The organism is Bradyrhizobium sp. CCBAU 51753, from assembly GCF_015291565.1.
Taxonomy (GTDB): domain Bacteria; phylum Pseudomonadota; class Alphaproteobacteria; order Rhizobiales; family Xanthobacteraceae; genus Bradyrhizobium; species Bradyrhizobium ivorense.
The window spans coordinates 8,981,479-9,002,149 of record NZ_CP030037.1 but is presented as its reverse complement, the minus strand read 5'-3'; the positions used below and the strand labels follow the sequence as shown (position 1 = coordinate 9,002,149).

Sequence of the window (20,671 nt, the reverse complement as noted above, 5' to 3'; positions counted from 1 at the left end):
GGCCGGGACGACACGGTGAATGATTCTGCGTCCCCACCCACACTGTCATCGCCCGGCTCGACCGGGCGATCCAGTACGCCGCGGCCTCTCGGTTCAATCACTGCTGTCTCTGGAATACTGGATCACCCGGTCGAGCCGGGTGATGACACCGGTTATTTGGCACGCGATGCGAGACTGCACTCACTGTCGTCCCAGCTTTCGCATGCGAAAGCAGGGACGACGGCGGTGAATTACTCCGCCGCTGCGTTCTGCCCGGGGCCGCCGACGAACCCCGCGGGATCGCCAAACCGCTCGATCATCACGGCCGTCAGATCCTTGCTCTTGCTGGTGACGCAGGCGCCGGAGCGCACCGTGTAGCGGTCCTGGTGCTGGGCGTGTGGCGGCGCCTCGCCCTGCTGCAGCGCGCGGGCGGCATCCATCACCAGCTTGCGGAAATGCATGATGCCAAGATCGGTCGGGCCGAGATGCTCGCGGCTGCGGTCGGCGATCGGACCCTGGCTGTCCTGCACCGCGGCGTCCTGCTCGGAGACGCCCTTGATGCCGGTGTAGCTCTTGGTCCGCTGCAGCTTGCGATCGATCAGATAGTCGTTGGCCTTGTTGCGCAGCGGCACGTAGTTCTCGTCGACGACGGCCATCACGCCGTTGCCGTTGCGGTAACCCTCGCGCTCCGCTTCGGTCAGCGGCCGGTGTGGATTCCAGGCATATGTATAGATCCAGCAATTGGTGTCGGTGACCGGCACGAAAGTCTGGCCGAAGATATTTTCGCCCGGCATCGAGCTCGGCGCATAGGAATGGAACGGCATCAGGAACTGGGCGATGCGCCAGTAGATGTTGTCGCTGCCGGTGAGCCGGCCGCCGGCGATCGTGAGCCCGGCCTCGTGCGGATTGATCTTGATCACCGGACGTGGGTCCTCGGCGATCCAGCGCATGTGGTCGGTCGCGACCCGCGTCAGCGGATTCACAAAATGCTTCTTGATGTCGAGGATCTCGTTCTCCTCCTTCTCGAAGGAGAGATGCGCGAAGGTGAAATGCGCGGTGTCGATCGAGCCTTCCACCGCCTGCACCCAGTTGCAGTCCTGCCACTTCTTGGTGACGAAGCGGTGCGAGGCCGGCAGCAGCGCCATCTCCAGCGCCGGCAATTCCGGCATCGCCTCGGCGGGGCCCATATAGGCCCAGATCATGTCGCCCCATTCGCGCACCGGATAGGACTTGATGCGGATCAGGTCCTTTGCATTGAGGTCCGGGTACGAGGTCGGCATGTCGACGCAGCGGCCGTCGGTGTCGAACTTCCAGCCGTGATAGACGCAGCGGATGCCGCATTCCTCGTTGCGGCCGAACCAGAGATTGGCGCCGCGATGCGGGCAGTATTGATCGATCACGCCGACCACGCCGCGGCTGTCGCGGAAGGCGAGCAGCTCCTCGCCCATCACCACGATCTTCTTCGGGTCGCTGTCGGGCTCGGGGAGCTCTTCGGAGAGCAGAACCGGAATCCAGAACCGGCGCAGCAGTTCGCCCATGCCCGTTCCGGCACCGGACTCAGTGAGGAACTTGTTGTCTTCAGCGCGAAGCATGACCGACCTCCCGATGTATTCTTGGTATTTCGTAGGGTGGGTTAGCCGAAGGCGTAACCCGCCAGCAGTCGTGTGATCGGCGGAGATGGCGGGTTACGCTTCGCTAACCCACCCTACGCAGTCACTACACCGGCCGCTCGCCCTTCACCGTCACGCGCGTGCCGGAGCGGGTGTGCGGCCAGTAGTCCCACATCGCGCGGTGCTGGGCGCAGCGGTTGTCCCAGAACGCGATCGCGTTCTCGGTCCAGCGGAAGCGGCACTGGAACAGCGGGTTCTCGGCATGCTGGTAGAGATAGGCCAGCATGGCGTCGCTCTCGTCGCGCGGGACGCCGATGATGAAGCGGGTGAAGCCGCGGTTGACATAGAGCGCCTTCTTGCCGGTGACTGGATGGGTGCGCACGACCGGATGCTCGGCGCGGGGATATTCGCGCTTGTCGGCGACGCCGTAATTTGCATACAGGCCACGATAAGTCTGCTCGCCGTCATGCAGCGCGGTGAGCCCGTCGAGATAGGCCTTCATGCGGTCCGACAGCGCCTCATAGGCCGCGTACATGTTGGCGAACAGCGTGTCGCCGCCGCGCGGCGGGCATTGCTTGATGTAGAGGATCGAACCCATCGGCGGCTCGAGATCGCACGACACGTCGGTGTGCCAGCCCTCGCCATTGGCGCGCGGCGAATCCTTGTCGGCATAGATCTTCATCAGCGCCGGATCGCCCTCGTTGGGCGCGGCCGGATGCACATGCAATTCGCCGAACTTGCGGCCGAAGGCGAGATGCTGCTGCGGGGTGATGTGCTGGTCGCGGAAGAAGATGACGAGGTTTTCGGCAAGCGCGCGGTGGATCTCGTCCATCTGCCGGTTGGAGCGCGCCTCGTCGTCGATGAGCTTTGCGATGTCGACGCCGGAGATTTCCGCGCCGATGATCGGCGTCAGTTTCTCGACCCCGATGGTCTCATAGGGGTCGGTGGAGTCGGCGGTGTGCCGATAGCGCGGGCCCTGCTTGCCGGACAGTGAGCTCATGGCGGTCTCCCGATCGTTCTTGATTGGGAGGCATGGTAGCCCGGATCGAGCGAAGCGCAATCCGCGCCGCAAACATACCCGTCGTCCCGGACAAGCGCAGCAAAGCGGAGCGCAGATCCGGGACCCATAACCACAGGATTGTGTTTTGCGATGACTCGCAGCCCCATCTCGCGCCATAACCACCGCCTGTGGTTATGAGTCCCGGCCTTCGCCGGGACGACGGTTGAGTGTGGGTTAAGAGCAGAGTGAAACTACTCCGCCGCGCCCGCCGGCTCCGGCAGCTTGGCGCCGTTGCCGTAGCGCTGGTCGATATAGTCGATCACCAGCGCCTTGAAATCGGCGGCGATGCCGGGGCCGCGCAGGGTGCGGAATTTCTTGCCGTCGACGAACACCGGCGCGGCCGGTGCTTCGCCGGTGCCGGGCAGCGAGATGCCGATATTGGCATGCTTGGATTCGCCCGGGCCGTTGACGATGCAGCCCATCACCGCGACGTTGAGCTGCTCGACGCCGGGATACTTGGTCTTCCAGGTCGGCATCTCGTCGCGGATGAAATCCTGGATCGAGCGCGCCAGCTCCTGGAACGTGGTCGAGGTGGTGCGGCCGCAGCCCGGGCAGGCCGCAACCAGCGGCACGAAGGTGCGAAAGCCCATGGTCTGCAGCAGTTCCTGCGCGACCTGCACCTCCAGCGTGCGATCGCCGCCGGGCTCCGGCGTCAGCGAGATGCGGATGGTGTCGCCAATGCCCTGCTGCAAGAGGATGCCGAGCGCGGCCGAGGAGGCGACGATGCCCTTCGAGCCCATGCCGGCCTCGGTGAGGCCGAGATGGATCGCGTAATCCGAGCGGCGCACCACTTCCTGATACACAGCGATCAGATCCTGCACGGCGGACACTTTTGCCGACAGGATGATCCTGTTCTTGGGCATGCCGAGCTCTTGGGCGCGCGCGGCCGAGAGCAGCGCCGACTGCACCATCGCCTCGCGCGTCACCGCACGGGCGTCGCGCGGGTTCGGCGAGGCCGTGTTCTCGTCCATCAGCTTGGTCAGCAGCTCCTGGTCGAGCGAGCCCCAATTGGCGCCGATGCGCACCGGCTTGTTGTTCTTGTTGGCGATCTCGATGATGTCGGCGAACTGGGTGTCGCGCTTGTTCTTGAAGCCGACATTGCCGGGATTGATGCGGTACTTGTCGAGCGCCTCGGCACAGGCCGGATACTCGGCGAGCAGCTTGTGGCCGATATAGTGGAAGTCGCCGATCAGGGGCGTGGTGATGCCTATCTTGCGCAGGCCGTCGCGGATGTGCGGCACTGCGGCCGCGGCCTCCTCGCGGTCGACGGTGATGCGCACCATCTCGGAGCCGGCGCGGGAGAGCGCCGCGACCTGGGCGATGGTGCCCTTGATATCGGCGGTGTCGGTGTTGGTCATCGACTGCACGACGATCGGCGCGCCGCCGCCGACGGCAACGTTGCCGACCATGACCTGCGTGGTTTGGTGCCGCGGCTGCGGGCCTGCGATGTCGTCTTGCGGCAAAATCTCGGGCTTGTTCATGGCGTCTCGAATATCAGGTTTTGGTGAGATTCACCAAGGGGGCGATGGGCCCTGAGTGAAGGCGGGCCGAGCGGTCATGTTCCGGTGTGAATTCAACAGCTTATGCCGCCGATTGGTGCCGAAGGCAAGCCATGCAGCGGCGTCCTGCATGCCCAGCTATATTGGACCGGATTTCGCTGATTCAAAGGGCAAAATCGCAGCTTTTCATGTGATCTGGGGCACCTTAGCATCGCTCTTGAGATCATTCCGGGAGGGCGTGACATGGCTGCGCACAACGAGCTGATCACCACGGCGGAACTCGCGGACATCCTCACCCGGCCGGAACTGCGGCTGTTCGACTGCACCACCTATCTGGAGCCGGTGCCGCCCGGCAGCAGCGTTCCCTACATTGCGGTGTCGGGCCGCCAGACCTTCGAGGCGGGCCATATCCCCGGCGCGAATTTCCTCGATTTGCAGGGCGAGTTCTCCGATCCGAACACCGAGCTGCGCTTCATGATGCCCGGCACGGCGCGGCTCGAGGCCGCGTTCGGCCGCCACGGCATCTCGGCGACCAGCCGCGTGGTGCTCTATTCCATCGGAACGCCGATGTGGGCGACGCGCTTCTGGTGGATGCTGCGTTCGCTGGGCTTCGAGGGCGCCGCGGTGCTCGACGGCGGCATCGACAAATGGACCGCCGAGGGACGCGACATCGAGACCGGGCTCGCCGGCGGTTATCCGCCCGCGACCTTCGCCGCGCGGCCGCGAGAAGGCCTGTTCGTCAACAAGCACGACGTGCTCGCCGCAACCGCCGATGGCAACACCGTGATCGTCAATGCACTCGGCCCGCAATTCCACAAGGGGCTGGAGCCGAGCCGCTATGGCCGTCCCGGCCGGGTGCCCGGCAGCGTCAGCGTGCCGGCGGCCACTATGATCGATCCCAAGAGCAAGGCCTTCGTGCCGCTCGCGGACGCCGAGGCGACCTTCGCCGCCCAGGGCATCGACCGCAGCAAACGCGTCGTCGCCTATTGTGGCGGCGGCATCTCGGCGACGATCGATTTGTTCCAGCTGCACCGGCTCGGCTACGACAACCTCACGCTCTATGACGGCTCGATGGGCGAGTGGGCCAAAGACACGTCGCTGCCGATCGAGACTGGTTAGAGCATGATCCGGAAAAGTGTGAAGCGGTTTTCCGAAAAGATCATGCTCAAGCAAAGAGCGACACCGGCATGTCTGTAACTCCGAACGCCCGCATTCTTGCCGGCGCGTGCTATTGCGGGGCCGTGCGTTACGAAGTCGCCGACGCCTTCGCCTATGCGCTGAATTGCCATTGCTCGAACTGCCGGCGTACCACGGGTTCGGCCTTCAAGCCGTTCGCGGGAATCGCGCGCGAAAAGCTCAGCGTCGTCGATGGCGCGGATGATCTCATGATCTATGGCGAGGCCACCGCCCACAACGCGCACTGCCGCCACTGCGGCTCGCTGCTCTATTCCGTGGTCCGCGATGGCGCCTTCGTCCATGTCGCGATGGGAACCTTGTGCGATGCGCCTTCGATCCGGCCGAGCGCGCATATCTTCGTCGGCTCCAAGGCGCCCTGGCACAGGATCACCGACGACCTGCCGCAATACCAGGAGCATGTGACGCGCAGCGCGGAATAACTCCGCGCCGCCGCCGCTCTCGTGCTCCGGGGCTGGCTGTCCGTCGGGGAGATGGAACCGCGGACGGCCAGCATGCGAACCGGCGGCCAATCTCCCCAACTAATGATGGCGGCGGCAGCGGCGAGATCATGTGCGATGCCTATACATGCCGTCCGGTGCGGCGCGGCTGTCACCTCGAATATCGCGGCGGCGGCCCCGGCCTTGGCGTCGGCAATGTCGAGGTCTGCAACTAGCGCGTCGCTGCCGGAGATGGGGAATAGCGCGCACTATGCCAGTCCCGTCATCCTGAGGTGCGAGCTTCTTCGGCGAGCCTCGAAGGATGCACGGCCCGGCTGGTGGCCGATTCATCCTTCGAGGCTCGCAAGGGCTCGCACCTCAGGATGACGGGTTTGACAGGGTCTAGATAGGGCGGCCGCACCGCGCGCGTCGCGAGTTGATCGGCAGCCTGTTCGGGTTGCAGATCACGGATCGGCAGCCGCCGAGCAATGCACATCCTTGCTGGAGTGGCTTGCGGGACCTAAATCGCGCTCGCCGCGATGTTCACCATCAGCGCTAGCAGCGCGGTGTTGAACACGAACGAGATGATGCCGTGCACGGTCGCGGTGCGGCGGATGATCCTGTCGGTGATGCCGACGTCGGAGACCTGCGCGGTCATCCCGATCACGAACGAGAAATACACGAAGTCCCAATAGTCGGCGTCGGCATGCTGCCCATCGCTACCGGGAAATTGCAGGCCGCCGGGCGTCTGGCCGCGATAGAAGTCATGGGCGTAGTGCAGCGCGAATGCGGTGTGGACCACCGCCCATGACAGCGCGATGGTGACGACCGCAATGCTGAGCGCAGCCGGATCGCCCTTCGCGGCGCCGAGCTCGGACACGATCGCCGCGAGGCTTGCGAATGCGCCGAGCGCCGTGAGCAACAGGATCAGGAAGCGGCCGTCGTCCTGCACGATCGCGCGGCGCTTGATGTGGCCGCTATCACAGCGCAGCATCATCACATAGGCGAGCACGAGGTAGAGCGCCGCGAATACGTCCCAGCCGGCGAGCAGAGGCGTGACCATGCGATGCTGGCCCGGCATCAGCACGGCCACCAGGATGCCGAAGGCGATCGAGACGAACATGCGCGGCCGGCCCACGACGACGCGGACCGGCATCGGCAGCTTGCGGAAACGAACGAGGCGGTCGCTGAAATCCTTGTCCATCGGCCGCCAATGTCCGCGCTAGTTCTTGCGCTCGGCGACGAAGCGGGCGGCTGCGCGCAGCACGTCGCCTCTGGCACCGAACACCGACAGCGCGGCGTCGGCGCGCGCCAAGAGGTCGCGCACGCGCTGCTTGGCGCCGTCGATGCCGAGCTGGGTGACGAAGGTGGTCTTGCCGAGCGCGGCGTCGGCGCCGGCCGGCTTGCCGAGCGCGGCGGCGTCACCCTCGACGTCGAGCAGGTCGTCGGCGATCTGGAAGGCCTCGCCGAGCGCTTTGCCGTAATCGTCGAGCGCCTGGTACTCCTTTTGCGAGGACTGGCCGAGGATCGCGCCCGCGATGCAGCCGAAGCGCAGCAGCGCGCCGGTCTTCATCTGCTGCAGGCGGGCGACGTCGACCGGCTCGCGGTCGCCGAAGCGGCCTTCGCCGGCGAGGTCGAGGATCTGACCGCCGGCCATGCCGCCGATGCCGGAGGCGCGCGCCAGCGCGCGGGTCAACAGCAGGCGGACATTGGCGTCCTTGTGGATCGCATCGCGGGTGATGATGTCGAAGGCGATCGTCAGCAGCGCGTCGCCGGCGAGGATCGCGGTGGCATCGTCATAGGCCTTGTGCAGGGTCGGACGTCCCCGGCGCAGGTCGGAATTGTCCATCGCCGGCAGATCGTCATGGATCAGCGAATAGCAGTGGATGCATTCCAGCGCCGCACCGGCCAGCAGCGCGGCCTCGCGCGGCACGCCGAACACCGCCGCGCTCTCCACCACCAGGAACGGCCGCAGCCGCTTGCCGCCGCCGAGGCTGGAATAGCGCATGGCCTCGATCAGCCGCTTCGGCCGCACGATTTCGTCGCTCTCGGTCGCATCCGACAGCAGTCTGGCGAGCAGGGCTTCGGTATCCTCCGCGGTCTGGTCCAGCCGCTTGGAAAACTCTGCAGTACCGGTCGTCATCAAGAATTGCTCCAGATCGATTTTCGGGCCGGACAATCGTTGATGACACCGGCTTCGTCAATTCCACCCTGCGACCGATCGCGCCTTAAAAGTGCTGGAAAAACCGTGAATTATCACACAGACGTCAGGTGGTGCCGGCCGTGTTCTGGCGGGCGGGCCGGATGTCCTCGCCGGAAGCCTCGTTTTGCGCATCATCCGAATTTTATTGCTGATTTTGCTGGCCCTGCTGGTGCTGCCCTATCTGGTGACGCCGTTCTACCGCACCGGCCACCCGGTCTCGGCGCTGATGGCATGGCGGAGCCTGACCGGCGCCCCGATGATCCGGCACTGGATCGATTTCGGCGCGATATCGGCTTCGCTGCCGCGTTCCGTGGTCGGGGCGGAGGACGCCAAATTCTGCAGCCATCGCGGCATCGATTGGGGCGCGCTGCGCGAGGTCATGAACGACGCCGAGGATGGCGAGGTGGCGCGCGGCGGCTCGACCATCACCCAGCAGGTCGCCAAGAACCTGTTCCTGTGGCCGGGCCGCAGCGTGATCCGTAAGGGCCTGGAGCTGCCGCTGGCGCTGTGGATCGATTTCGTGCTGCCCAAGCAGCGGATCCTGGAAATCTACCTCAACATCGCTGAAATGGGCCCATCCGGCCAGTTCGGCGCCGAAGCCGCCGCCCAATATGCCTTCGGCCGGTCCGCCGCCGCGCTGTCGCCGCGCGAGGCAGCGCTTTTGGCCGCAACCCTGCCGAATCCGGTCAAAAGGAGCGCCCGGAACCCCGGCCCGGGGGTCCGCCGCCTGTCCGGGACCTATATGGCCCGGGCCAACGCCGTCGAGCGCTGCTGGCGCGAAAATCGCGGCCTTTAGTGGCGATTTCGGGCGCTTTTTGCTGTATCCAGCCCTAGCTTTACGCTGGTCCTTCCTCTATAAGCGCGGCCTTACCGGCATCGCAGCTTGCGCGCTCAAAGCGCTGAGCCCGTCCGCATTTCGGACGATGCCTCCGCAACACCCCTAGAGGACACCGTCATGGCCGTTCCCAGAAGAAAAACCTCGCCGTCGCGCCGTGGCATGCGCCGTTCGGCCGATGCGCTCAAGACCCCGACCTATGTCGAGGACAAGGACTCCGGCGAACTGCGCCGTCCGCATCACCTCGACCTCAAGACCGGCATGTACAAGGGCCGCCAGGTCCTGAAGGCCAAGAAAGAGTCCTGATCGGACCTTCAGTCTGCGCGCCGCGAATCCGCGGCGTCGCGCCTGAATTCGGCCAACGAAGTGCGGTCAAGGCGGGCGCGTCCAGCGGTGAAGCAAGACAGCATTCGCCGCCTTGCCGGTTCTCCCTGAAATAAGGCGCAAGCCCGATGGTCGGTTTTCCGCTGCTGCTGGTTCCGCTCGCGGTCTACAACATCATCGTCTTCCTGATGCCCGGCGTCTCCTTCACGGATCCGCTGATCACGCTGACCTTGATGTCGGGCGCGACCTGGCCGGTGACGTTGAGCGACGGGCTGCTGGCGCTCGGCCTGTTCTTCCTGATGCTCGAGGTCATCAAGGGCGCGCGGCCGGGTGCGAAATATCTCACCGATCATCTGCTGTCGCTGATCGTGTTCGGCGCGGCGGCGGCCGAATTCCTGCTCTGGCCGAAATTCGGCAACTCGACCTACTGCCTGCTGACGCTGTTCGCGCTGGTCGACTTCATCTCCGGGATCGCGCTGCATACCCGTCGTCGCGCGCTGGTGCCGGCGGCACCGAGTGCGCGCGCCGGCAAGGCCCAGCCGTCGCCGGCCGAGCCGCCGCATTCCGGGCCTGCGCCGGCCCCCGTGGCAGCGCCTGCGCCCGCTGCACCGCCGCCGGCAGCTGCGCCGGTGCCGCCGGCAACGTCGGTCGCGGAATCCGTGCTGCTCGATCACGCCGCGCCCAAGCCCGCGGTCGCTTCGCCGGAGCTGCAGCCGGGCGGTCAGCCGCCGTCGGACCCGCCGCAGCGCTAAATCCTGTTCTAGATGATCTGCCGGGTGCGCCGCGCGACGCTGCGGCGTTCGCTAAGGTGCGGGCCGTAGGCGCTCTGCGCGTCGGCCATTGACCCACGCCGCGCCCCGCGGGTCTGCGGCTCGTGTGCGGCGGTCGCAATCAGATGCGCGACGAAGGACGGGCTGGCATGGGGCAGCGGAATCTTCGGCGCCCATTGCGTGGTGGCGGTCAGCGGCACCAGCGCGGTGCCGGTCGTTACAGGATCGCCCGCGACGTCATCGTCCAGCATCTCCCACTGATCAATCTCAAGCATCGCAAGCAAAACCTGGCTGAACCGTCGCGTTTTGGGACGTTGCGTCCCTCTGCAACCTCCTCTGGCAAGGGTCATGCCCGAGCTGCCCGATCCGTTCCCCGGCACCGCCAAACGTGGTTTCCAGATTATTTATCAACTTCACCTAGCGTCGGATTCGCTCGAACCACTATGTTCAGGATGTAGAATCACCTGAGGTGATGTCCCGAATCGAGGCAAGCTTGATGCCCCCTGTCCCGCCAGCTGCCAGCATCCTCGCCTCGCTTGGCCAGGCCACCTTCGCCTGGGACCTTGCGACGGATGCGATTGCCTGGAGCGACAATGTGGCGGCGGTCTTCCCCGACATTCCCGAGGCGGCGCTGGCCTCCGGCGCCGAGCTCGCGGCGCTGATCGAACCGCAGCGCGGCATTCGCCGCGAGGCGCTCGGCCAGGGTGCGCCGGTGCGCAGCGGCGAGGGCGTCGGTTACCGGATCGAGTATGGCGTGCGCGCCGTCACCTCGGCGCCGGTGATCTGGATCGAGGAAACCGGCTGCTGGTTCGCCGGCCCCGACGGCCGCCCGGCGCGCGCCGAAGGCATCGTCCGCGTCAACAACGAGCGCCACGCCCGCGACGAGCAGCTGCTGAAACTGTCGCGGCACGATCCGCTGACCAACGAGCTCAACCGCACCCATCTGATCGCCTCGCTCGCCGAGGCGATCGAGGAGTGCGCGCGCTTCCGCACCTCCTGCGCCTTCATGCTGATCGGCCTCGATCATCTGGCGCGGGTCAATGACGCGTTCGGCTTCGACGTCGCCGACGGCGTCATCGCCGAAATCGCCAAGCGGATCCGCGCGCGGCTGCGCAGCGGCGACATGCTGGGCCGCTTCTCCGGCAACAAGTTCGGCCTGATCCTGCGCAACTGCACCGTCGACGACACCAACGTGGCGGCCGAGCGCTTCCTCGCCGCGGTGCGCGATGAGGTGGTGCCGACCAAGTCCGGCCCGGTGTCGGTGAGCGTTTCGATCGGCGCCGTCACCATTCCGCGCCATGCGCGCTCCGCCGAGGAAGCGATCAACCGCGCCCAGGAGACGCTGGATGCCGCCAAGCACCGCCGTGCCGGATCGTTCGCGCTGTGGAAGCCCAATGTCGAGCGCGACGCCCAGCGCCGCGTCAACATCCGCGTCACCGACGAGATCGTCACCGCGCTGAACGAGCGGCGCATCGTGATCGGTTTCGAGCCCGTGGTGGAAGCGCGCTCGCGGCAGCCTGCGTTCTACGAGTGCCTGGTCCGCATGGAGCAGGACGACGGCCGCGCGCTGCTGGCGCCCGACATCGTGCCGGTCGCCGAGCGGCTCGGTTTGATCCGGCTGGTCGATCACCGCGTGCTGGAGCTGGCCATCGCCGAGCTCGCGGCCGCGCCGCAGGTGCAGCTCAGCCTCAACATCTCGCCGGACACCACGATGGATCCGGACTGGTGGACCACGATCGAATCGCTGATGCGGGCGCATCCCGGCGTCGGCGAGCGGCTGATCGTCGAGATCACCGAGACGGTTGCGATCCAGGACATCGACGACGTCCGCGGCTTCGTCACCCGGTTGAAGAATTTCGGCAGCCGGATCGCGATCGACGATTTCGGTGCCGGCTACACCTCGTTCCGCAATCTGCGCAAGCTCGGCGTCGACATCGTGAAGATCGACGGCGCCTTCGTGCAGAACATCGTGCGCTCGGCCGACGACCGCGCCTTCGTGCAGACGCTGATCGATCTCGCCCGTCGCCTCGAGATCAAGACGGTCGCCGAATGGGTGCAGGACGAAGAGGCCGCCGTGATGCTGCGCGAATGGGGCTGCGACTTCATCCAGGGCCGCCTGATCGGCCTCGCCTCGCCGGACCGGCCATGGAGCGAGCAGGCCGAGAAGACGGTGCCGGCCGCGGGCTGAAGGCGATGAGACTGGGTGAGGTGGAGCGGCAGCGGAAGTTCACCTCTCCCTTGGGAGAGGTCGGCGCATAGCGCCGGGTGAGGGGTTACGGTCCCTCATTGGAGCTGCGGCCCCTCACCCGATTTGCTGGCGCAAATCGACCTCTCCCCGTCGGGGAGAGGTGAACCGAACCCATGGTCAAACCGATTCAACCCAGCTTCATTCCGTTTTAGCGGACGAGCTGAAGCGCGATGACGGACTGATCTCATCGCGCTCCAGACGCGTTCCTCAGCTTTCGCCGCCGGCAAAAATGTCCTTGCGGATCACGGCATGGACGCCCCAATTGCCGTCCACCACCTGGGTCACGCCGAAGTCGACGCCGAGCGAGATCAGCGAGATCGCCTCGTCCTCGGTCAGCTTCTTCGTCGTCATCAGGAATTTGCGCATCTTGCGGAACGCATCGCGCAGAGCGAGGTCGACCGACGATTTGTTGTAGATTTCCGACTGCGCCTTGGGTCCGAGCTCGCTCAGATAATTGGCGAAGCTGAAGCCGTGCACCAGCCATTCGTCCTTGGTCTCCAGCATCGGGTAGTCGAGCGCTTCGAGCGCGGTGCCGGCGAGGTCCGCCTTCTTGTGCAGGATCACCTGGAAGGTGCCATTGAGCGAGCATTCGATCGCGGTACCGCACAATTCGGAATCCCCTTGCGACGCATGGGAATCGCCGACCGACAGCAGGCCGCCCTCGACCGCGACCGGGTAGTACATCGTTGCGCCCTTGCCGATGCGCCAATTGTCGATGTTGCCGCCGGTATAGCTCGGCGGGATGGAATCGACGAAGTCGGCCTCCTTGGGCGCGAGCCCGATCACGCCGAAATGCGGCCGCACCGGGATCCGCACATTCTTCAGGATGCCGTGGTTTTCCTTGACCGTCGAATGGTCGACCGGGACGCCGGGATAGTCGATGGTCTTGTGCACCACGCCGGACGGATCGGTCTGCGGCGTCCAGGTGAAGTTGTAGACGGCGCGCGCCCAGTTGCGCTCGCCGGTGGCGTCGACCTCATAGATGGTGACGACCTCGCGCGGCTTCGGTTCGGTGATCAGGTCCTTGTAGTGGAAGCCCCACCATGCGGCGGCGTTGCTGCCGAACGCCTTGCCCGGATATTTCGGGTTGGCGCAGGGCCGCGGCGCGACGTCGATAATGCGCAGCTCGATCACGTCGCCTTCCTCGGCGCCGCGCACATAGACCGGGCCGGTGCAGATGTGCACGCCGAGACCTTCGCCGGGGCCGCGTCCGAACAGCGAGGCATCCATCGGGCCGGCGCCCCGTCGGGTCACGCCCTTCTTCTCCTTGGTCCAGAGATACACGCTCTCGACGCCGGGATCGCCCGTGACCATGCGCTCGGCATCGTCATTGGCATGATGCGTCAGCGCCTCGATCGTAATGAAGTCGCCGGAATTGATCTCGACCCTGGGCTTCAGCGTCTTGCTGAAATAGCCCCAATGCACGTTGTCGGCATTCGCCGGCAGATGGTGATAGGAGCGCTGGGCGGGTTGATGCTTCTCCGCAGCCGCCGCCATTTTTGGCGTCACCAGCGAGATGCCGCCGGCGGTCATCGCCGCGGCGCCGCCGGCCGCCGCGAAGCTCGACCGCAGGAAGGAGCGGCGCTCCCGATCCAGCGTCTCCTTGAACTGTCGATGATGCAATTCGAAATCCGGGCAGTTCTTGTCGTCGCCTGCGCACATCGTCGCTCTCCTCCTGGCTCAAAGGCGATCCAAGAATGCATGGCGAAGCGCCGCTCCGACATGACCACGCGCGCCCAATAATTTGCCGGCGCAGTCTTCACCCCTCGCGGGAAAGCGTGTGTGGCGGCCGCGAAAGCGCCTGTCATGGCGGAGGTCCGCAGCGCAGCACGGCCGCCATAGTCAAGATTTTGGACGCTTCTGATCAAATCGCCCGTCACCGCCTTGCCCGCAGGCTGGGCAAAGCGTGCCGCCGCAACATGCTTGCCGCCTCATCACAATCGGTGCACGCTGCTTTCACGGCTACGTGATTGAGGGGCCGCAATGCGGCGGCCTGGAGGGAGTGATGGTCGCCAGCTCCTATCGGGTTTCGATCGATGCGATCCCGCGGCAGAACCAGCGGGAGGTCTGGCGCGAGGCGCTCGGCGGCTTGCTGCTCGACTGCCAATTGCCCGAAAGCGGACCGTTCCAGTTCGGCGAGCTGACGTCAAAACGCTCGACCAGCGGCGCGCAGCTCGTGCTGCTGCGTTCCAGCGAGCAGCAGATCGTCTGCAGCGGTCATGCGGCGTCGGCCAGGGTCGCCATCATCTTCCATGGATACGGTCGCGGCAGCATCGCATCCGGCCAGCGCAGCTGCGAGTTCGCCGACAACGACGTATCGGTGTGCGATCTGCAGTCGGCCTGGCGCATGACCTTGCGCGAAGATTTCGAAATCCTGCTGCTCGAATTGCCGCGTGAGCGGCTGCTCGGCCGCCTCGGGCACAATCGCCTGCGTCTGCCGATCGTGCTCGGGGCGACCATTGCTGCCGCGGCCGTGCGTCCTGTCATGCGAACCCTTGGCGGCAATTTCGCCATCCTCGACAAGGCCGATCTCGCGACGGCCGAAGTCGCGGTCACCGAGCTCGTCGCCGGCGCACTGCTCGGCGAGACCCGGCTCGATGCCGAAACCATGACCCAGGTTCAGGCCGGGCATCTGCGGCGCGTCGATGCCGCGATCGAGGCGCAGCTCGGCAATCCCGGCCTGACGATTGCGGACATTGCCCGCCAGGAGGGCCTGTCGCAGCGCTATCTGCAGCGGCTGTTCGAACGCCAGAACACGACGTTCTCTGCCTATCTGCGCGAGCGGCGCCTGGAGCGCTGCTGCAACGATCTGATCGATCCCAACTATGCCGACCAGCGCATCGCGGCGATCAGCTATCGGTGGGGGTTTTCCGACCAGGCGCATTTCAGCCGCATGTTCAGCGCCACCTACGGCACCTCGCCGCGCCAATTCCGCAAGGCCGTGCCGCGTGATCAGGAGACGGCGCGGACGCGAGGCCGGCCGCGGCTGATGCGCGGCACCGCAACGGTGCTGCGGCTCGCGCCCGGCGCGGCGCCGCAAGAGATTGCGCGCCAGGAGCCCATCGCACCCGCCGAGCCTCCTGCAGCGCCGCCGGACGTGCGGGCGTCGTCACACCATCATCTCAAGGTGTCGAGGGACACCACCCATTGGGGCTATCTCAGCCGCACCATTCCGCCGGTCATGTGCGTGGAATCAGGTGCGCTGGTGACGATCGAGACGCTGACCCAGCACGCCTTCGACGACTACGAGCGCATGATCAAGGGCGATCCGGGCGCCGAGAGCGTGTTTCACTGGACCGCCGAGCGAAAATCGGTCGAGCGGCGCGGCGCCGGGCCGATGGACGGTTCGATCTTCGGCCGCGGTGCGGGGGAGGGTTTCGGCGTGCATATCTGCACCGGCCCGATCCATGTTCGCGGCGCGGAGCCGGGCGACGTGCTCGAGGTGCAAATCACCGACATCTGGCCGCGGCCCTGCGCCAACCCGGCGTTCGCCGGCAAATCGTTCGGCAGCAACGCCGCGGCCTGGTGGGGCTTTCAGTACAACGACCTGATCGATCCGCCGGGCAAGCGCGAGACCATCACCATCTTCGAGACCGATGCGCGCGCCGAGACGGCGCACGCGCTCTACTCCTACCGCTGGACGCCGCAGACCGATCCGTTCGGCGTGCGCCATGACACGATGGATTATCCCGGCGTGCCGGTCGATCACGCAACGATCGAGAAGCGGGTGGGTGTGCTCGCCGGCGTCCGTGTTCCGGCGCGGCTGCATTTCGGCTTCATGGCGGTCGCGCCGCGCGAGTCCGAGCTCGTCGATTCGATTCCGCCCGGCTATTTCGGCGGCAATGTCGATAATTGGCGTGCCACCAAAGGCACCACGCTCTATCTGCCGGTCGCCGTACCCGGTGCGCTGTTTTCGATTGGCGATCCGCATTTCGCGCAGGGCGACGGTGAGATCAACGGCACTGCGCTGGAGCTCTCGCTCACCGGCCAGTTCCGCCTGATCCTGCACAAGAGCGGGCAGGCGACCAAGCCGCATCTGGAGGGACTCGGGCACCCGCTGCTCGAAACGGCCGAGGAGTGGATCTTGCACGGCTTCAGCTACGGCAACTATCTGCGCGAGCTCGGCCGCAACGCGCAGTCGGAAATCTATCAGCGGTCCTCGGTCGACCTCGCACTGCGCAATGCGTTCCGGGCGACGCGCAAATTCCTGATGGAGTGCTACCGCCTCAGCGAGGACGAGGCGCTGGCGCTGATCTCGCTCGGCGTCGATTTCGGCGTCACCCAAGTTGCCGACGGCAACTGGGGCGTGCACGCGATCGTGCGCAAGACCATGTTCAGCCAGGCGGCCGGCGCCTGACCGCGGCCGGAATTCAACGTTGGGCCAATCGAGATGGTGTCGTCCCGGCGCAGGCCGGGACGATGGGGACGCAGCGCGACGAGGCCTACTCGTCCTTCTTTGCCGGCTGCGACATGCGCTCGAGTCGATCCTGCATGTCCTTCATCTGGCGGCGGAGATCGTCGATGTTGTCGGCGTCCGGCGCGGGCTCCGGCGCCTTCTCGGCCTCGGCGTTGCCACGCTGCGGCACGAACGGCTTGAACATCGAGAAGGTCTGCTGGAACAGCTCCATGTTGCGGCGGACCTGCTCCTCCAGCGGCGCAAACGGCGTTCCGCTCAGGGCGCCGGCGATCTGCTTGCGGAACTTCTCTTGCTCCTTGGTCAGCGTCTCCAGCGACTGCTCGAGATATTTCGGCACCACCATCTGCATGCTGTCGCCGTAGAAGCGGATCAGCTGGCGCAGGAAGGTGGTCGGCAGCAGGTTCTGCCCGGCCTTGTTTTCCTGCTCGAAGATGATTTGCGCGAGCACCGAGCGGGTGATGTCGTCACCGGTCTTGGCGTCATAGACGAGGAAATCCTCGCCCTCCTTCACCATTGCCGCGAGGTCCTCGAGCGTCACATAGGTGCTCGTACCGGTATTATAGAGCCGCCGGTTCGCGTACTTCTTGATCGTCGTCGGTTGTTCAGATTTTGCCATGGGCTCACACTTCCAACACCGTAGGACCTGGAACCCAGCAGCATCGCCGCAGGGCTAAATGCAACGCATCGCAGCAAAGGTAAGCATTTTCAAAGCGGTTCGGCTACCGTTTTGTGCGGCACGGTTAATCTCAAAGCATAGGGATTGCTCAGGAAACTGCCAAGGGCGCTATTTCGCGTGCGGCGCGGCGCGAAATCGGCCACTGGCCAATTGACACACGCTGCCTAGGTTAACAGGATGGAATCAAGAGACAGGCCCGCCAACCGGCCGCCCGCCGTCGAGAAAACCTAAGCCCGATAACCAAAGGAGATGTCCATGTCAGACGATGTCGTCATCGTCAGCGCCGCCCGCACCCCGGTCGGCAGCTTCAACGGCGCGTTCGCCACCACCCCGGCCCATGACCTCGGCGCCATCGCCATCAAGGCGGCGCTGGAGCGCGCCGGCGTCGAACCCGGCCAGGTCTCCGAAGTCATCATGGGGCAGATCCTCACCGCGGCGCAGGGCCAGAATCCGGCCCGCCAGGCCTCGATCGGGGCCGGCATCCCGGTGGAAAGCCCGGCCTGGGGCGTCAACCAGCTCTGCGGCTCCGGCCTGCGCACGGTGGCGCTGGGCTACCAGGCGCTGCTCAACGGCGATTCCTCGATCGTGGTCGCCGGCGGCCAGGAATCGATGAGCATGGCCCCGCACGCGCAGTACCTGCGCGGCGGCGTCAAGATGGGCGGCCTCGAGCTGGTCGACACCATGATCAAGGACGGCCTGTGGGACGCCTTCAACGGCTACCACATGGGCAACACCGCGGAGAACGTCGCCAAGCAGTACCAGATCACGCGCTCGCAGCAGGACGAGTTCGCGGTCGCCTCGCAGAACAAGGCCGAGGCGGCGCAGAAGGCGGGCCGGTTCAAGGACGAGATCGTCCCGGTCACCATCAAGACCCGCAAGGGCGACATCGTGGTCGACGCCGACGAGTATCCGCGCCATGGCGCCACGCTCGATGCCATGGGCAAGCTGAAGCCCGCCTTCGAGAAGGACGGCACGGTCACCGCCGGCAACGCCTCGGGCATCAATGACGGCGCCGCCGCCGTGGTGCTGATGACCGCCAAGGAAGCCGCCCGGCAGGGCAAGACGCCGATCGCCCGCATCGTCTCGTGGGGCCAGGCCGGCGTCGACCCCAAGATCATGGGCACCGGTCCGATCCCCGCCTCGCGCACCGCGCTGAAGAAGGCCGGCTGGAACATCGGCGACCTCGATCTGATCGAGGCCAACGAGGCGTTCGCGGCGCAGGCCTGCGCGGTCAACAAGGACCTCGGCTGGGATCCGGCCAAGGTCAACGTCAATGGCGGCGCGATCGCGATCGGCCATCCGGTTGGTGCGTCGGGCGCGCGCGTGCTGGTGACGCTGCTGCACGAAATGCAGAAGCGCGATGCCAAGAAGGGCCTCGCGACGCTGTGCATCGGCGGCGGCATGGGCATCGCCATGTGCGTTGCACGCGACTGAACAAAAGGCAGCCAGGCGGGTTAGGCTGATGAAAAGATCATCTGTCAACCAAGGCGCGAGCTGATAAATAAGATGCCCGGCCTCGCGCCGGGCATTTTTGTTTCGAGCGAGCATGATCCGGACCCGAAGGGCCGCGCTAGCGCAAAGTGTGGAGCGGTTTTCCGAAAAAGATCATGCTCAAAAAAGGGAGCCAAAGCGCGATGACGCTTCAACCTAAATCATCGCGCTTTGAGTGAGTGAGTGCGACGGCCGGGGGCAATTCCGGTCATAAAAGACGGCCAAGGAGGAGACGGACATGGCACGTGTTGCATTGGTGACGGGCGGTACGCGGGGCATCGGAGCGGCGATCAGCAAGGAATTGAAGGCGGCCGGCTACAAGGTCGCGGCGAGCTACGCCGGCAATGATGCGGCTGCGGAGAAGTTCAAGGCGGACACCGGCATCCCCGTCTACAAATGGGATGTCGCCTCGTTCGACGCCTGCGCGGAGGGCGTCAAGAAGGTCGAGGCCGAGCTCGGCCCCGTCGACATTCTGGTCAACAACGCCGGCATCACCCGCGACACCGCCTTCCACAAGATGACGCTGCAGCAGTGGAACGAGGTGATCAACACCAACCTCGGCTCGCTGTTCAACATGACGCGCCAGGTGATCGAAGGCATGCGCGCCCGCAAGTTCGGCCGCATCATCTCGATCTCCTCGATCAACGGCCAGAAGGGGCAGTTCGGCCAGGTCAACTATTCGGCGGCGAAGGCCGGCGACATCGGCTTCACCAAGGCTCTGGCGCTGGAGAACGCCAAGGGCGGCATCACCGTCAACGTGATCGCGCCCGGCTACATCAACACCGAGATGGTGCAGGCGGTGCCGAAGGACGTGCTGGAGAAGAACGTGATCCCGCAGATTCCGGTCAACCGCCTTGGCGAGCCCGAGGAGATCGCGCGCGCGGTCGTGTTTCTCGCCGCCGATGATGCCGGCTTCATCACCGGCTCGACGCTGACCATCAACGGCGGCCAGTATCACGCCTGAGCGGCGTCGCGCCGCACGCGATATCGATCGAGACGAGATGCCCGGCCTTGTGCCGGGCATTTTCGTCTGTACAAGGGGGCCGTGATGACGACCCGTACTGCCACCCTTGTTGGATTGACCGCCATCCTGATGTGGTCGCTGCTGTCGGTGATGACGGTTGCGACCGGCAAGATTCCGGCCTTCCAGCTCGCCGCGATGACGTTTGCGATCGGCGCTGTGGTTGCGTTCATCACCTTCCTGTTTCGCCCCGCCGCGTTCGGCGCCTTGAAGCAGCCGCTGGTGGCCTGGGTGGTCGGCGTCGGCGGATTGTTCGGCTATCACGCGCTGTATTTCCTGGCGCTGCGCTTCGCGCCGCCGGCGGAAGCCGGCCTGCTCAATTATCTCTGGCCGCTGTTGATCGTGCTGTTCTCGTCGCTGCTGCCGGGCGAGCGGCTCGCCGTCCATCACGTCGTCGGCGCCGTGCTTGGTCTTGTTGGCACGGTGCTGCTGTTCGCCGGCAACACGGGCAATTTCTCGAAGGAGCAGATCCCGGGCTTCGCGGCCGCCTTCGTCGCGGCCTTTGTCTGGGCGTCCTACTCCGTGATGTCGCGCCGGCTCAAGGCGGTGCCGACCGATGCGGTGGCGGGCTTTTGCCTTGCCACCGCCGTGCTCGCCGCCCTCGTGCACGGCATGGTCGAGACCACGGTCTGGCCCGCGAGCCCGCTGCAATGGCTCGCCGTGATCGGGCTCGGTATCGGCCCGGTCGGCGCCGCGTTCTTCGCCTGGGACATCGGCATGAAGCGCGGCGACATCCGCGTGCTCGGCGCCGCCTCTTACGCCACGCCGCTGCTCTCGACTGCGTTCCTGATCCTCGCCGGCTTCGCGCAAGCCAGCGCCAACATCGCCATCGCCGCGATCCTGATCGCCGGCGGCGGGCTCATCGCGGCCAAGGACATGGTGCTGCGAAAGAGAGCCTAGGATGGGTTCGCTACGCTCTACCCAT

Annotated in this window: 18 protein-coding genes; 10 read left to right on the top strand and 8 right to left on the bottom strand. The window is 65.6% G+C overall.

From position 1 onward, the window contains the following. Positions 1–230: 230 nt before the first annotated feature. From XH93_RS41290 to ispG, 3 genes are all read right to left on the bottom strand, one after another. Complete coding sequence (locus XH93_RS41290; RefSeq protein WP_194471842.1) at positions 231–1,571, bottom strand: Rieske 2Fe-2S domain-containing protein; 1,341 nt, start codon at positions 1,569–1,571, stop codon at positions 231–233. Positions 1,572–1,695: 124 nt separating this feature from the next. Further along, positions 1,696–2,589 (bottom strand): TauD/TfdA family dioxygenase, encoded by an 894-nt coding sequence (locus XH93_RS41285; RefSeq protein ID WP_194471841.1) that lies wholly within the window; start codon positions 2,587–2,589, stop codon positions 1,696–1,698. 251 nt (positions 2,590–2,840) lie between these two features. Then, the gene (gene ispG, locus XH93_RS41280) at positions 2,841–4,130 is read right to left on the bottom strand and encodes a flavodoxin-dependent (E)-4-hydroxy-3-methylbut-2-enyl-diphosphate synthase (protein ID WP_194471840.1); all 1,290 of its coding nucleotides are present in this window, start codon (positions 4,128–4,130) and stop codon (positions 2,841–2,843) included. A 261-nt stretch (positions 4,131–4,391) separates the two neighbouring features. Between ispG and XH93_RS41275 the strand changes: the two genes are divergently transcribed. Further along, the gene (locus XH93_RS41275; protein WP_194471839.1) at positions 4,392–5,267 is read left to right on the top strand and encodes a sulfurtransferase; all 876 of its coding nucleotides are present in this window, start codon (positions 4,392–4,394) and stop codon (positions 5,265–5,267) included. A gap of 68 nt (positions 5,268–5,335) precedes the next feature. Continuing rightward, on the top strand, positions 5,336–5,764 hold the full coding sequence (locus tag XH93_RS41270; RefSeq protein WP_194471838.1) for a GFA family protein: 429 nt from the start codon (positions 5,336–5,338) through the stop codon (positions 5,762–5,764). A 517-nt stretch (positions 5,765–6,281) separates the two neighbouring features. Here the strand turns inward: XH93_RS41270 and XH93_RS41265 are convergent. Then, positions 6,282–6,965: a DUF1345 domain-containing protein gene (locus XH93_RS41265; protein WP_194471837.1), complete on the bottom strand. Its 684-nt coding sequence runs from the start codon at positions 6,963–6,965 to the stop codon at positions 6,282–6,284. Positions 6,966–6,983: 18 nt separating this feature from the next. Continuing rightward, positions 6,984–7,904, bottom strand: a complete 921-nt coding sequence (locus XH93_RS41260; protein WP_194471836.1) for a polyprenyl synthetase family protein — start codon at positions 7,902–7,904, stop codon at positions 6,984–6,986. A 184-nt stretch (positions 7,905–8,088) separates the two neighbouring features. Here XH93_RS41260 and mtgA point away from each other — a divergent pair, with 184 nt between their 5' ends. The 3 genes from mtgA to XH93_RS41245 all read left to right on the top strand — a co-directional run bounded on the left by mtgA (position 8,089) and on the right by XH93_RS41245 (position 9,875). Beyond that, positions 8,089–8,760: a monofunctional biosynthetic peptidoglycan transglycosylase gene (mtgA, locus tag XH93_RS41255; protein WP_139487430.1), complete on the top strand. Its 672-nt coding sequence runs from the start codon at positions 8,089–8,091 to the stop codon at positions 8,758–8,760. 159 nt (positions 8,761–8,919) lie between these two features. Further along, entirely contained in the window at positions 8,920–9,105 is a 186-nt protein-coding gene (gene rpmF / locus XH93_RS41250; RefSeq protein ID WP_044536294.1) for a 50S ribosomal protein L32, read from the top strand. Positions 9,106–9,251: 146 nt separating this feature from the next. Further along, positions 9,252–9,875: a hypothetical protein gene (locus XH93_RS41245; RefSeq protein ID WP_194471835.1), complete on the top strand. Its 624-nt coding sequence runs from the start codon at positions 9,252–9,254 to the stop codon at positions 9,873–9,875. An 8-nt stretch (positions 9,876–9,883) separates the two neighbouring features. On the opposite strand, the gene XH93_RS41240 is transcribed toward XH93_RS41245, so the two are convergent. After that, on the bottom strand, positions 9,884–10,168 hold the full coding sequence (locus tag XH93_RS41240; RefSeq protein ID WP_194471834.1) for a hypothetical protein: 285 nt from the start codon (positions 10,166–10,168) through the stop codon (positions 9,884–9,886). Between the two features lie 221 nt (positions 10,169–10,389). On the opposite strand from XH93_RS41240, the gene XH93_RS41235 reads away from it, so the two are divergent. Beyond that, positions 10,390–12,081: a bifunctional diguanylate cyclase/phosphodiesterase gene (locus XH93_RS41235; RefSeq protein ID WP_246799446.1), complete on the top strand. Its 1,692-nt coding sequence runs from the start codon at positions 10,390–10,392 to the stop codon at positions 12,079–12,081. Between the two features lie 267 nt (positions 12,082–12,348). Here XH93_RS41235 and XH93_RS41230 read toward each other — a convergent pair whose 3' ends face one another. After that, a complete protein-coding gene (locus XH93_RS41230; RefSeq protein ID WP_194471832.1) occupies positions 12,349–13,803 on the bottom strand; it encodes an acetamidase/formamidase family protein in 1,455 nt (484 codons plus the stop codon). A gap of 343 nt (positions 13,804–14,146) precedes the next feature. Between XH93_RS41230 and XH93_RS41225 the strand changes: the two genes are divergently transcribed. Next, on the top strand, positions 14,147–16,498 hold the full coding sequence (locus XH93_RS41225; protein ID WP_194471831.1) for an acetamidase/formamidase family protein: 2,352 nt from the start codon (positions 14,147–14,149) through the stop codon (positions 16,496–16,498). Positions 16,499–16,583: 85 nt separating this feature from the next. Here the strand turns inward: XH93_RS41225 and phaR are convergent, their stop codons facing one another. Continuing rightward, positions 16,584–17,174 (bottom strand): polyhydroxyalkanoate synthesis repressor PhaR, encoded by a 591-nt coding sequence (phaR, locus tag XH93_RS41220; protein ID WP_139481704.1) that lies wholly within the window; start codon positions 17,172–17,174, stop codon positions 16,584–16,586. Positions 17,175–17,489: 315 nt separating this feature from the next. Between phaR and XH93_RS41215 the strand changes: the two genes are divergently transcribed. The 3 genes from XH93_RS41215 to XH93_RS41205 all read left to right on the top strand — a co-directional run bounded on the left by XH93_RS41215 (position 17,490) and on the right by XH93_RS41205 (position 20,646). After that, positions 17,490–18,668 (top strand): acetyl-CoA C-acetyltransferase, encoded by a 1,179-nt coding sequence (locus XH93_RS41215; RefSeq protein ID WP_194471830.1) that lies wholly within the window; start codon positions 17,490–17,492, stop codon positions 18,666–18,668. A 295-nt stretch (positions 18,669–18,963) separates the two neighbouring features. After that, positions 18,964–19,689, top strand: a complete 726-nt coding sequence (gene phbB / locus XH93_RS41210; RefSeq protein WP_194471829.1) for an acetoacetyl-CoA reductase — start codon at positions 18,964–18,966, stop codon at positions 19,687–19,689. Positions 19,690–19,773: 84 nt separating this feature from the next. Next, entirely contained in the window at positions 19,774–20,646 is an 873-nt protein-coding gene (locus tag XH93_RS41205; RefSeq protein WP_194471828.1) for a DMT family transporter, read from the top strand. The last annotated feature ends 25 nt before the right edge of the window (positions 20,647–20,671 follow it).